The sequence below is a fragment of the Anoxybacillus sp. UARK-01 genome (assembly GCF_002075365.1).
Taxonomy (GTDB): Bacteria; Bacillota; Bacilli; order Bacillales; family Anoxybacillaceae; genus Anoxybacteroides; species Anoxybacteroides rupiense.
In genome coordinates, this window is record NZ_NASY01000041.1 from 115,042 (window position 1) to 127,698 (window position 12,657).

Annotated in this window: 14 protein-coding genes and 1 pseudogene; 14 read left to right on the forward strand and 1 reads right to left on the reverse strand. The window is 44.6% G+C overall.

Going from position 1 to position 12,657, the window contains the following annotated elements; genetic code table 11:
• Positions 1-9: 9 nt before the first annotated feature.
• The 5 genes from B6A27_RS09310 (at position 10) to B6A27_RS09330 (ending at position 4,774) form a co-directional block, all read left to right on the forward strand.
• Entirely contained in the window at positions 10-1,698 is a 1,689-nt protein-coding gene (locus B6A27_RS09310; protein ID WP_080861876.1) for a formate--tetrahydrofolate ligase, read from the forward strand.
• Between the two features lie 168 nt (positions 1,699-1,866).
• Positions 1,867-2,382 (forward strand): hypothetical protein, encoded by a 516-nt coding sequence (locus B6A27_RS09315; RefSeq protein WP_080861878.1) that lies wholly within the window; start codon positions 1,867-1,869, stop codon positions 2,380-2,382.
• Between the two features lie 66 nt (positions 2,383-2,448).
• The gene (locus B6A27_RS09320) at positions 2,449-2,925 is read left to right on the forward strand and encodes a glutathione peroxidase (RefSeq protein ID WP_080861881.1); all 477 of its coding nucleotides are present in this window, start codon (positions 2,449-2,451) and stop codon (positions 2,923-2,925) included.
• 54 nt (positions 2,926-2,979) lie between these two features.
• Complete coding sequence (locus tag B6A27_RS09325; RefSeq protein WP_080862008.1) at positions 2,980-3,663, forward strand: HD domain-containing protein; 684 nt, start codon at positions 2,980-2,982, stop codon at positions 3,661-3,663.
• Complete coding sequence (locus B6A27_RS09330; RefSeq protein ID WP_201722557.1) at positions 3,644-4,774, forward strand: conserved virulence factor C family protein; 1,131 nt, start codon at positions 3,644-3,646, stop codon at positions 4,772-4,774. The genes B6A27_RS09325 and B6A27_RS09330 overlap by 20 nt, the downstream gene beginning before the upstream one ends.
• A 101-nt stretch (positions 4,775-4,875) precedes the next feature.
• Here the strand turns inward: B6A27_RS09330 and B6A27_RS09335 are convergent, their stop codons facing one another.
• Positions 4,876-5,259 (reverse strand): DUF4183 domain-containing protein, encoded by a 384-nt coding sequence (locus B6A27_RS09335; protein WP_044743469.1) that lies wholly within the window; start codon positions 5,257-5,259, stop codon positions 4,876-4,878.
• A gap of 794 nt (positions 5,260-6,053) precedes the next feature.
• On the opposite strand from B6A27_RS09335, the gene B6A27_RS09340 reads away from it, so the two are divergent.
• The 9 genes and pseudogenes from B6A27_RS09340 to B6A27_RS09380 all read left to right on the forward strand — a co-directional run bounded on the left by B6A27_RS09340 (position 6,054) and on the right by B6A27_RS09380 (position 12,613).
• On the forward strand, positions 6,054-6,452 hold the full coding sequence (locus tag B6A27_RS09340; RefSeq protein ID WP_044743470.1) for a DUF4183 domain-containing protein: 399 nt from the start codon (positions 6,054-6,056) through the stop codon (positions 6,450-6,452).
• 310 nt (positions 6,453-6,762) lie between these two features.
• Positions 6,763-7,200 carry a BrxA/BrxB family bacilliredoxin gene (locus tag B6A27_RS09345; RefSeq protein WP_066149226.1) on the forward strand — a complete coding sequence of 146 codons (438 nt, stop codon included), beginning with the start codon at positions 6,763-6,765 and terminating at the stop codon, positions 7,198-7,200.
• A gap of 38 nt (positions 7,201-7,238) precedes the next feature.
• Positions 7,239-8,060, forward strand: coding sequence for a class I SAM-dependent methyltransferase (locus B6A27_RS09350; RefSeq protein ID WP_080861884.1), 822 nt, complete (start codon positions 7,239-7,241; stop codon positions 8,058-8,060).
• Positions 8,061-8,064: 4 nt separating this feature from the next.
• Positions 8,065-8,184 (forward strand): annotated as a pseudogene (locus B6A27_RS19070) (YuzL family protein); the annotation flags it as partial.
• Positions 8,185-8,576: 392 nt separating this feature from the next.
• Positions 8,577-9,761 carry an LL-diaminopimelate aminotransferase gene (locus tag B6A27_RS09360; RefSeq protein WP_080861890.1) on the forward strand — a complete coding sequence of 395 codons (1,185 nt, stop codon included), beginning with the start codon at positions 8,577-8,579 and terminating at the stop codon, positions 9,759-9,761.
• 103 nt (positions 9,762-9,864) lie between these two features.
• Entirely contained in the window at positions 9,865-10,569 is a 705-nt protein-coding gene (locus B6A27_RS09365) for an anthrax toxin lethal factor-related metalloendopeptidase (protein WP_080861893.1), read from the forward strand.
• 38 nt (positions 10,570-10,607) lie between these two features.
• A complete protein-coding gene (gene thyA, locus B6A27_RS09370; RefSeq protein WP_066149234.1) occupies positions 10,608-11,402 on the forward strand; it encodes a thymidylate synthase in 795 nt (264 codons plus the stop codon).
• A 12-nt stretch (positions 11,403-11,414) separates the two neighbouring features.
• Positions 11,415-11,936: a dihydrofolate reductase gene (locus B6A27_RS09375; RefSeq protein WP_080861896.1), complete on the forward strand. Its 522-nt coding sequence runs from the start codon at positions 11,415-11,417 to the stop codon at positions 11,934-11,936.
• A 230-nt stretch (positions 11,937-12,166) separates the two neighbouring features.
• The gene (locus B6A27_RS09380; RefSeq protein ID WP_044743478.1) at positions 12,167-12,613 is read left to right on the forward strand and encodes a YndM family protein; all 447 of its coding nucleotides are present in this window, start codon (positions 12,167-12,169) and stop codon (positions 12,611-12,613) included.
• Positions 12,614-12,657 lie beyond the last annotated feature (44 nt).

Here is a 12,657-nt window from a genome sequence, read left to right on the forward strand (position 1 = left end):
GGAAAAGCGATGACAACGAAAACGAAATGGAAGACAGATCTTGAAATTGCCAAAGAAATCAAATTAAAGCGCATTCAGGAGATTGCGCAGGAACTTGGTCTTTTAGAGGAGGAGTTTGAGCCATATGGTCACTATAAGGCGAAAATCTCGCTTGATGTGATGAAACGGTTAGCCAGCAAGCCAGATGGGAAAGTGATTTTAGTGACAGCGATTAACCCGACTCCTGCCGGAGAAGGGAAATCAACCGTTACAGTAGGGTTGGGGCAGGCGTTGAACAAGCTTGGCAAAAAAGCCATTGTGGCAATGCGCGAACCATCGCTTGGGCCGACGATGGGCGTAAAGGGCGGCGCAACTGGAGGAGGTTATTCACAGGTGCTGCCGATGGATGAAATTAATCTTCATTTTACAGGAGATTTGCATGCGATTACGACCGCGACAAACGCCTTGGCAGCGTTTATCGACAATCATATTCATCAAGGAAATGAACTGCGCATTGACGTGCGCCGCATTGTTTGGAAGCGAGCGGTCGATTTAAATGACCGCGCCCTCCGCCGCGTGATCGTCGGTCTCGGCGGTCCAACTCAAGGCGTGCCGCGTGAGGATGGCTTTGATATTACCGTTGCTTCAGAAATTATGGCTGTCTTTTGTTTAGCCAAAGATTTAACCGATTTAAAAGAGCGTTTGTCGCGAATGGTGGTGGCGTATAATGTTGATAAGCAACCGGTGACCGTCGGTGATTTGGGTGTTGAGGGAGCGTTAACGCTGCTTTTAAAGGATGCATTTAAACCGAATTTAGTTCAAACGGCTGAGCATACACCAGCACTGGTGCACGGTGGTCCGTTCGCGAACATTGCCCATGGCTGCAATAGCATCATTGCGACGAAAATGGCGCAGAAGCTCGGTGAGTATGTGGTAACAGAGGCAGGATTCGGTGCGGATTTAGGCGCGGAAAAGTTTTTGCATATTAAAGCTCGCTGCGCAGGAATCGAACCGGCTGCTGTTGTTATTGTTGCGACCGTTCGTGCGTTGAAAATGCATGGAGGCGTTTCCAAGCAAGAACTGTCAGTTGAAAATGTGGATGCGTTGCGAAGAGGGTTAAGCAATTTACAAAAGCATATCGAAACCATTCAAGCCTTCGGTTTGCCGTTTGTCGTTGCTCTTAATCGCTTTATCACTGATGCGGATCAAGAAATCGAAACGCTGCTGTCATTTTGCCGCGACCATCACTATCCAGTTGCTTTAACAGAAGTATGGGAAAAAGGCGGCGAAGGAGGAATGGAGCTAGCGGAAAAAGTGCTGGATATGATCGAACATGGCACAAACCAATTTGCTCCTTTATATGACCTCCATGATCCTCTGCCTGACAAAATTCGCAAAATTGCCCATGCTGTTTACGGAGCCCAAGCGGTCGAGTTTTCTACAAAGGCGCAAAAGCAAATGGCTCAATTTGCGGAATACGGATGGGATCGCTTACCTGTGTGCATGGCGAAAACGCAGTATTCGCTGTCTGACGATCCACAAAAATTAGGGCGTCCGACAGGCTTTGCCATTACGGTGAGGGAGTTAAAGCCATCGATAGGCGCCGGTTTCATTGTCGCTTTGACGGGAGATGTTATGACGATGCCGGGACTGCCGAAAGAGCCGGCCGCATTACAGATGGATATTGATGAGCGCGGACAAGCGATTGGGCTGTTTTAACTAAGTGGCTGATCCGGCGAAGCTGGCCGTCTGCCGAAAAGAAGTATTTTTTTGTTGATGACGAGAATGCTGTTGTTCTCATCCCCTTCGCTTTCGAGTGAAAGAGACCCATGTTCAACTTTGCTGCTGAAAAATAAAGATGGAGTTCATAAAGAGGGAGACACACGAATGTTTGATCCAACCGTGTTTGATAATTTGAAAACAGTGATCGAAGGAGCTGTTTATGATTTAGATTTAGAAGGCGTCATCGCGGTGATAGAGCGCCATGATTTCATCGATTTAGCGCACCTTTCACGAATGTACGAGATTGCTTTTCAGCTACCGGGACAGCTAGGAGTGGATGTATCGTGCAAGGTGGAGCTGACAATGGATTTGGAGCAAATGGCTGGAGAACTGCTGCAAACATTAGCGGCTCCAGGGTGCAAATTAACGATTATGTTTACGATGCCACTAATGCAGGAGGAAACGGTCTGCCCTTTAGTGGAAGAAGTGCTCCAAAAGATTTGGGGAAGCAATCGGAGCATTTCGCAAACTTTGCGACGCGATTATAAAAGCGGACAAGGCAGCCATGAAATAAAAGTGCAATTTGGCCGGCTTATTGATGAAACCCATATCGATGATTTGCAGGAAATGCTGCCATATATGCTGAAATCTCTTCACGAACTGAAATTATTGGCCAAATGATAAAGTGCCAGAGTGGAAAAGTTCCTCTCCATTCTTTTATTATAAAAGAGAGAGGGGTGATGCTAATTGAGCATTTACGATTTCACAGTGAAAACGATTCATGGCGAGGAGAAAACGTTAGCGGAGTACAAGGGAAATATCTTATTGATTGTCAATACGGCGAGCAAATGCGGATTTACTCCGCAATATAAGGAACTACAAGAATTGTACGACCAATATCGCGATAAGGGATTGGTGGTTCTCGGGTTTCCATGTAATCAATTTGGAAGCCAAGAGCCAGGAACGGAGGAAGAAATTGCTCAATTTTGCGAGCTGAATTACGGGGTGACGTTCCCGATGTTTGCAAAGGTTGATGTGAACGGAGAACATGCTCATCCGCTGTTTAATTATTTAACAGAGAAAGCGCCAGGGGTATTTGGAACAAAAGCGATTAAGTGGAATTTTACCAAATTTCTTGTTGATCGCGATGGAACGGTTATTGAACGATTTGCGCCTAAGACAAGACCTGCGGAATTAAAACAGGAAATTGAGAAATTATTATAAAAAGGAATGAACTGCCTTTCCTTAGGGGAAGGGCGGTTTTTTGTCGGTGATGGGATGAAAAACAAAGAACAAATGATTCGTGAAACCGAAAAGTACGTAAAAACTGTATTGGAGCATGACTCAAGCGGTCACGATTGGTGGCATGTGGAACGGGTTCGCCGCCTTGGCTGTTGGCTGGCAAAAAGAGAAGGAGCTGACGTGTTTATCGTGGAAATGGCCGCGCTGCTTCATGATCTTGCAGATGAAAAGATAGCGGGAAGTGAAGAGGCGGGAATGAGAAAGGTTAGACAATGGCTGGAACACTGCTCACTCTCGAAAAAGGAAGAAAACAGTGTCATCGAGGCGATTTCCACCGTTTCCTATAAAGGGGGAAATGGAGAAGCGCCGCGAACATTGGAAGCGATGGTTGTCCAAGATGCCGACCGGCTCGATGCGATTGGGGCGATTGGAATTGCCAGAACGTTTATGTATGCCGGCCATCGCGGGCAGCCTATGTATGATCCGGCACTGCCGGTTCGAAATGTGATGACGAAAGAAGAATATCGGCATGGCCCTAGCAGCACGATTCATCATTTTTATGAAAAACTATTGAAATTGAAAAGCTTATTGCATACCAAAAGCGCCAAAAACCTTGCGATCCGCCGCCATGAATTTATGGAGCAATTTTTACAGCAATTTTATAAAGAGTGGGATTTTCATGATGAAGGAGGAAGCGATTTTGCGGATTCGATCGATTGAACCAACCCCAAGTCCAAATACGATGAAAGTATTGCTGGATGAGGAGCTTCCATTTGGGAAGAGCCATAATTATAAAGCGGATAATATTCATACGGCTCCGCCACTTTTGCAGCAAATTATGCAAATTGAAGGAGTAAAAGGGATTTATCATGTGGCTGATTTCTTAGCCATTGAACGAAACGCTAAGTATCATTGGAAAGAAATTTTGCAAAAGGTGCGGGAAGTGTTCGGAGAAGACGCGGAAGATGCCCAAGTCGGGACGCGTATGCATAATGAACATTTCGGTGAAGTAAAGGTATACGTCCAAATGCTGTACGGTCTGCCTATGCAGGTCAAGCTGACAGATGGAGAGCAGGAGCGGCGGTTTGGCTTGCCAGAACGGTTTATGGACGCTGTAAAAGAAGCGCAAAAATATGCCGAGAATGTAGTTCTTGAAAGAAAATGGTCGGAAAAAGGAGTTCGTTACGGTACGTTTGACGAAATTGGAGCTGAAGTGATCGAAGAGCTCTCCGCTGCTTATCCGCCTGAGCGTCTGGAGCGAATGGTGGAAATGTTTCGCAGCGGAGACCAAGCGAAGACACAACGGCGTACCAGCCTAAAAGTAACAGAAGAAATGCTCGATCATCCAGATTGGACCAAGCGCTATGCCGCTTTAGAGCAAATGGCGGAACCGAGCGAAGCGGACTTGCCTGTTTTGGCAAAAGCGCTGAAGGATGAAAAAGTATCGATTCGCCGTTTAGCTGTTGCTTATTTAGGGATGATTGGCGGTAAAAAGGTGCTGCCATATTTATATGAGGCGTTAAAGGATAAAGCGGTGTCTGTTCGCCGTACGGCTGGCGACTGTTTGTCCGATATCGGCGATCCTGAGGCGATTCCGGTGATGACTGAAGCGCTAAAGGATGAAAGCAAGCTTGTCCGCTGGCGCGCCGCGATGTTTCTATACGAAACCGGCGATGAATCCGCTTTGCCAGCATTAAAAGCAGCAGAAGACGATCCGGAATTTGAAGTGAGCATGCAAATAAAAATGGCCATCGAGCGCATTGAAGGTGGCGAAGAAGCAAAAGGGTCAGTGTGGAAACAGATGACAGAAACGAGAAAACAAGAAAAGTAAAATTTTGTATTTAATGTGAAGGAGTGACAATCAATCTCAAGAATGACTCAAAGCGTGATGGATGGCCCGTCACGCTTTGATTGTATAGTTTTATAAAAAAGTTACGTTTCAACGTCTGTCGTTGCGGTTGGAGCGAATTGCACAATTTCGAGCACAATCGGCGTTCCAGCCGGAATAGTATCTGTGCCCGCTGGCACGTCAATCGCAAGCGATCCCACCCCAGTACCACCTGGCGTATAGGTAGAGATTCCATCCATTTGTAAAACTCCATTCACATAAACCGTGTAATAGCTGTTGTCGGTCGCTAAAGCTGGTAGCGTTGTCACCGCGTTTCCGCTGTCATCCAAAAAGTCTGCCGCATCAATCGTAAGCGTAGCTCCTGCTGCTGTATCAGCTGCAGCGACGTAGAAAAATTTGGTGCTGGTCGGCACGGTCGTGATGGCCGTAGCAGCGCCAACAAAGAGCTTCATAAGTTGAAGAGCCATGAACATATCCCCCTTTCCTCTTGATTTTTAATTAAGAAAGCAATAAACCAACATAGTAAGCAAGGCATAAAAAAAGAAAGCAACTGCGCGGGTCATGTTTATTGCTTAACGGTTCATGATTTATCATATGAGTGAGGACGGTAAAATGATTTAGCCAATTATCATGTATTTGAATAAAAAAGAAAAATAGATTCAGCCCATTGGCTGTGACAACATCACTTCCGCAAATGAGCAGATAAGGAGCCTATGATGACATGATGACGGTCGGATGACTGAACAACATCGCTTCCAGACAGATAAATTTTGTCGGGAAGTGGCTGGCTGTTTTGTTCTTAGTCACGCTTTGGCATGATCGAGGCAAGCAACCGACTTGCCTCCGTCCGTAAAAAAGAGAGCGATATATTCCGTCTTCTCATTGGATTTATTAACATATCCACTGAGATGGAGTAGAGGTTCATCTTAGTTTGTATCATCTTCTTTCCTTGTTCACTTTATGTTTTTTTTCTGCATAAAAATATAAAAAGCAGGCGAATGCCTGAATCAATCCAACCAGTTTATGCGCCGTTTTTCCCTTCTGTTTCTGACAGAAAGATCGATTGATCCGCTGGCATTTTTTGATTGAAAGGCCGTCTAATGATATCAATCAGAACAGACTCCCATCCATATTGGCCGGGAAATCGGTTATCCTATTCGTTCCATTGATAGGTCAAGCGTTTCAAACGCTTGCATAAAAGGCAAATAGCGCTTGATAAAGAGAAAGATTGGTTATCTATTTTTCAGTTTGGGTGGTATCTATGAGAAAAAAACAGAACGATCAGAGGCATGTGATTGCTGTTCCAAGGGTATATGACTGGGTGAATCGAACTACAACGATTCATCTCAGCGTAGATTTGCTCATCCCGCCGCAAATTTTGCAAGTCGAAACGTATCAATATAATTCGATATCCGATGGCTGCAAAACGGTTTATACAAATGATGATGAACTAAAGGAATACGGAAATCGAGGAATACTGGACCCGAAGAACGTATCCTTTATCAATTTGTTTATAAACGGGGTGCTGCAGCCGCAAAACGTGTATGAAGTACAGGAAGGAAAGTTGATTTTAAATTCTGCCGATGTTCCACTTAAAGGTACGCCGATCATTTTGCAATTTGTCACCATTAAACAAGGAGGAAGGCATCATCAAGATTGATGGAATAAAGGCTGTTTATATAAATCTAACTTCAAAAAGAGGAAACCCAGAACGGGGTCTGTAAAAACTCACGGTTGGAAGAGACCTTTACTACTCATGAACTCCATATCCATACACATGTTAACATGTCAATTTGATGAGCCGATCCCGTTTACACGCCGTTTCAAGATGTAAAAATCAAGTATCATAGTGAACTTGCTGGTGGCTAGAGACGTATTTGCTTCTATCGATACAGCAGTATTTTTCGTTGATTTTTTCGTAAGGAAATAGTATCCTTTTGACATTGAAGACATGTTTAGGAGGGATTCAAATGTCAATGGCATATGAAGAATATATGCGCCAGCTCGTTCAACCGATGCGTGATGAGCTTGTCCGCGCGGGATTTCAAGAGCTGACAACGGCTGAGGAAGTGGAGAACTTTATGGAACATGTTCAAGGAACAACCTTTGTCGTTGTCAATTCGGTTTGCGGGTGTGCGGCTGGCTTGGCGCGTCCTGCCGCAACACAAGCGATTTTACGCAGTGAGAAAAAACCGGATCATTTAGTGACGGTGTTTGCCGGTCAGGATCGTGAAGCGACAGCAAAAATGCGCGAGTATTTCGTGGGAATCGAGCCTTCTTCGCCATCGATGGCGCTGCTTAAGGGAAAAGAAGTTGTCCATTTCATCCCGCGCCATGAAATTGAAGGAAATTCAATGGAAGCGGTCATGGAAAATATTATGAGTGCATTAGAAGCGCACTGCGAATAAGGATGTCTTCAAGACATCCTTTTTTGGTGGAGGTTTGTATGATTGTTACGACTGCAGGAAGAACGAATCCAAGCATGATCGCCAAGGCAAAACAAATCGCGGATGAGCTCGATATTCTGTACGTGCCGCGTCAGAAAATGTCGGTAGAAGCCTTACAAATGCAATACGGCGATGAAGTGATGGTAGTCGGAAAAAAACGTTTAGAAATATATCCGTCTAATGGAACGTCCTCTTTCTTTTTTCATCCGAATTCGGCGATGTTTCGAGTGAAAAGGGTATTGCGCGGAGAGACGGAGCCGTTTTTGGAAGCCACTAAACTGCAAACAGGAATGTCGTTTTTAGATTGTACAGTAGGAATCGGTTCAGACAGCATCGTAGCCAGTACGGTAACAGGGGAAAACGGCATTGTTGTTGGAACAGAAGGGAACCGTTATATCGCTTATTTAGTTCAGCAAGGATTGCGCCAATGGGATTCAGGTATCGTTCAAATGAATGAGGCGATGAGGCGCATTCAAGTGTTCCACGCTGATTACCTTTCTTTTTTACGTTCCCTTCCGGATCATTCATTTGATGTCGTTTATTTCGATCCGATGTTTGAACAATCCATTGTCGAATCGGACGGCATTCAAGGCATAAAGTCCTTTGCCCTTTATACAGAGCTGGCTGAAGAGGCCATCTTCCATGCGAAACGGGTTGCGCGGCAGCGCGTGGTGCTTAAAGACTATTGGCAGAGCACAAGGTTTCATCGTTTCGGCTTTTCGGTCTATGCGCGTAAAACGGCTAAGTTCCATTTTGCGGTGATTGAATTGGCAGAAGGAATAGAGAAAAATAAAGATGGGGACGTTCATGGACGGAGGTGACAACATGTCAAAACGAAAAAAAGATTCGTCCAAGACGGGTTTAAGCTCTCCGCATATCCAAGGGCAAGGAACGACGACTACGGAAACGGGAGCGCACGAACTTGATTCTGCTCGCAAAAAAACAATAGCGATAGATAGGAAGGTTGAGCGATCGAACAACACCGCTGATAGGAACGTATTTGTCATTAACGGCGGGCTGTTCGGTCTTTTGTTTATGCTGAATCGTGGCAACAGCAAGTTACCGACTGTCGAAATATATCCAAATAGTCATGAAAACAAAAACTCGCAGGCCCCCCCTGCGAGTTTTTACGAGTCGGCAAAACAGCTATAAATGTAATAAGCAATCGTCAGCAAGCTTAGTCCGAAAAAAATCGCATTCATTTTTATCCTATCCTTTCTATTCTAGAGTGATCAAATTGTGCTACACTGGTATTGTGAAATCCTTTGTCTCGGAGTATTCCTTATATTCATAATATATATCAAAAAAATAAGAAAAAGAAAGGGGTTTTTTGGAGAATGGAAATGAAAATATCAGAGCGCATGAAAGCGTTCGGCGCTTCTGTATTTAGCGAGTTGGTTGCTTATAAAAAAGCGAAGATGGCTCAAGGATTCGATATAATTGATTTAAGTATCGGAAGTCCCGATTTGCCGCCGCCGTCCTTTGTAAGAGAAACCATCGCTTTTTATGCCAGCCAGCCTGATACATACGGTTATTCTTTAACAGGAACGAGTGAATTTTACGATGCGGTGGCTTCCTATTACCAAACGGAGCATAAGGTGCAGCTGAACCCAAATGAAGAAGTCGTTTGCTTAATGGGATCTCAGGATGGTCTTGTTCATTTGCCGATGGTGTTTGCTGATCCCGGCGATTTTATTTTAGTTCCTGATCCAGGCTATACGGCGTATGCAACAGGAATTGCGATGGCCCAAGCAGAGCCTTATTTCATGCCGCTTCGCAAAGAAAATGGCTTTCTTCCAGATCTTCGCGAGATCCCGGAGGAAGTGGCAAAACGTGCGGCGATGATGATCGTCAATTTTCCGGGGAACCCTGTTCCTGCGTTAGCCACTGAGTCTTTTTTTCAAGAGGTAATTGAATTTGCCAAACGATATAACGTGATCGTTGTTTCGGATTTCGCCTATAGCGAGCTGTATTATGAAGGACATAAGCCGATTAGTTTTCTATCTATTCCTGGAGCGAAGGATGTAGGAATTGAGATCAACTCGCTGTCGAAAAGTTATAATATGGCTGGATGCCGAATTGGATATGCCTGTGGAAATGCAGAAATTCTCAAGGTGTTTTCACAGTTTAAATCCAACCTAGACTATGGCGTGTTTTTGCCTGTTCAAAAAGCGGCTGTCGCAGCTCTGACAAAAGGATCTTCTTTTTGTGAAGAAAGCCGAAACATTTATCAATCTCGCCGCGATTTGTTGATTGAGAGCCTTTCTTCTATTGGTTGGGAAATTGAGCGGCCAAAAGCAAGCATGTTTGTTTGGGCAGAAATTCCCGATGGATGGACATCGCTAGAGTTTGTTTATGCTTTGATGGATCGAGCCCATGTTGTGGTAACGCCGGGACATGCATTCGGCCCGAATGGGGAAGGTTTTGTCCGCATCGCTCTTGTTCAAGATGAGGAGAGATTAGCCGAAGCTGTTAGCCGCATTAAGCAAAGCGGCATCTTCCATCTTCCCTCTTTTTCCTAAAATTATGCATTTCTCTAGCTGTTTTCGTGTGCTATAGTAGAAAAAAAGAGTCTGTTGGCTTGCTAGTTTCATAGCATGCAGGAAAAGGCAGGGAAATAGCTGGATGAAACGTTTGATTGGTCTCATGGCAATGGTTGTAGCTGTTATTCCGCTGCTTTCGTTTTCGCCATATCCGAATACGCACGGTGTTTTATTAAGAGCAAGCTCTCTTGCTGGGATGGACGTTCCCTCTTATTCGCTATTGCGAAACATGGTCATTTTGCCTGATGGGCCATTCAACCAGGTAGAGGCCAAAAAAATGGTGAGCACACTGGCTCGCATTGACGGGGATTTATTACAAAAAATGGCCGATAAACAGATATATATTAAACTGTTTAATGGAAAGCTGACGGATGAGCCGTCCGCCCGATCATTGCGCGGAAAGGTGCCCCGCGGCTATATGGCGCTTTCAACATGGGATGATGTGCCAGGGATGGGCGGTTCACGTCTTGTGCTCGTCAAAATCGGGCATAGTGACAAAGGAAAAGGGCATGGTTCCATCAATTTAGAATTGCACGAGCTTGCCCATTCTGTAGATTATATTGTATTGAACGACATTCATGAAACCCCGGATTTTTTGGCGATTTGGCGCGAAGAAGCAGAGCGCCTGTTTCCCGGTCAGTACTATTTTCTTGATTATCCGGAAGAATATTTTGCGGAAGCGTTTGCTTATTACTATCATAACGATGAAACGCGCGCTCATTTGCAAAGATTGGCACCAAAAACGTATGAATTTATGCAGCAATTGACGAAAAGAACTCGAAAATGAGTTCTTTTTCATTTATGATAGAACATGAGGTGAGCATGATGCAGCAATATTTACAATTACTTGAAGATATTTTGGAAAATGGAATTGAAAAAACAGACCGAACAGGAGTGGGGACCCGATCAGTATTCGGTCGGCAGCTGCGATTTGATTTGCAACAGGGCTTCCCGCTATTAACAACGAAAAAGCTACATATTCGGTCCATTATTTATGAGCTGCTGTGGTTTTTAAGCGGCAACACCAATGTTCGCTATTTACAGGAAAATGGCGTAACGATTTGGGATGAATGGGCTGACGAAAACGGAGAATTGGGGCCTGTCTATGGAGCGCAGTGGCGTTCTTGGAAAGGAGCGGACGGCAAAACGGTTGACCAGATCAGCCAAGTCATTGAACAAATTAAAACAAATCCTGATTCGCGCCGTTTGCTTGTTAGTGCATGGAATGTCGCGGAAATTGACAAAATGAAATTGCCGCCTTGCCACTATGCGTTTCAATTTTATGTGGCGGATGGAAAATTGTCTTGCATGTGGCAGCAGCGTTCTGTCGATACGTTTCTTGGCTTGCCGTTTAACATTGCCAGCTATGCCCTGCTGACGCATATGATCGCCCAACAATGCGAATTGGAAGTTGGTGAGCTCATTTTTACAGGCGGGGATGTTCATTTGTATTTGAACCATCTGGAACAAGCAAGGCTTCAATTAACAAGAGAGCCGCGACCGTTGCCAAAGCTGGTGATTAAGCGGAAGCCGGACTCTATTTTTGATTATCAGTTTGAAGATTTTGAAATTGTTGACTATCATCCGCATCCGCATATTAAAGCATCGGTTGCGATCTAAAGGAGAGAGAAGATGATTTCGCTTATTGTCGCAATGGATCACCATCGCGTGATTGGGAAGGATAATCAATTGCCTTGGCATTTGCCAGCCGATCTTGCCTATTTTAAGCGCGTTACGATGGGCCATTCTATCATTATGGGCAGAAAAACGTTTGAGTCGATTGGCCGGCCGTTGCCAGGAAGGGAAAATATCATTATAACTCGCAATCATTCTTTTCGTCCCGAAGGCTGCACGGTTATTCATTCTGTAGCGGATATTCAAAAAATCGCAGCAGAGCGCGAGAATGAAGAGATTTTTATTATCGGAGGAGCTGAGTTATTCCGAGCGACGCTGCCGTTGGCTGATCGCCTTTATATCACAAAGATTGCTGGGCATTTTGCTGGGGATACCTTCTTCCCTTCGTTTGATGAGGGGGAATGGTGCCTGGTGTCAAGCCAGCAAGGCCAAAAGGACGAAAAAAACCGGTATGACTTTGCGTTTCTCGTCTATGAACGCAAACGGCCGCACTCCGAACACGGCCGGTCTTTGACATGAAAAAATGCGCGTTCCGATTCTCCGTAAACCGTGTTTTTCAGTTTTCGTTTCTCTTTTGTCCCGCACCACAAGAAAGGGTGAAAACACATATTGGATGGATATAGGACTTACCGCGTCCGTTTACGTGCTTCGCAATAAGCGAAGCACGTTTTTCTTTTGACCGATTTTGAATAGAGAGGGTGTAGAAAAGGAACGATAACAATAACCAAACGAGAATGGAGGGAGAAGTTATGAAGCATATCATTTCATTCGTGATCAAATTTGTTTTATGGAGTACGGTGTTGCTTTCGTTTTTAACCATTTTTAATACGCCGATTTCACTTATTTTTTTTATTTCATTGGCGGCAACAGTGATTTCATATGTACTTGGCGATTTATTGATTTTACCGCGAATGGGAAATTTCGTGGCAACGCTTGCTGATCTTGTTTTGTCATTCGGGCTGATTTGGTTTTTTTGTTATTGGTTAATCGAACGAACGGCCAATATGGCTTATGTTGCTTTTTTCGCAACGTTGGCGATTGGAGCTGCAGAAGCATTTTTTCATCTGTTTCTTGAAAACCATCTTTTCACTGACCGCACCATGCGGCAAACAAGAAATTGGTTCGATGAAGGAAGATGGGCGACCGAATTCGCAGAGGAGTATGAAGAACCGAAACAAAACGACGATTCTCAGTAAATGCCCTGTTTTTATAAATTTTTTGAAAATTCCCTTTCCTTTTT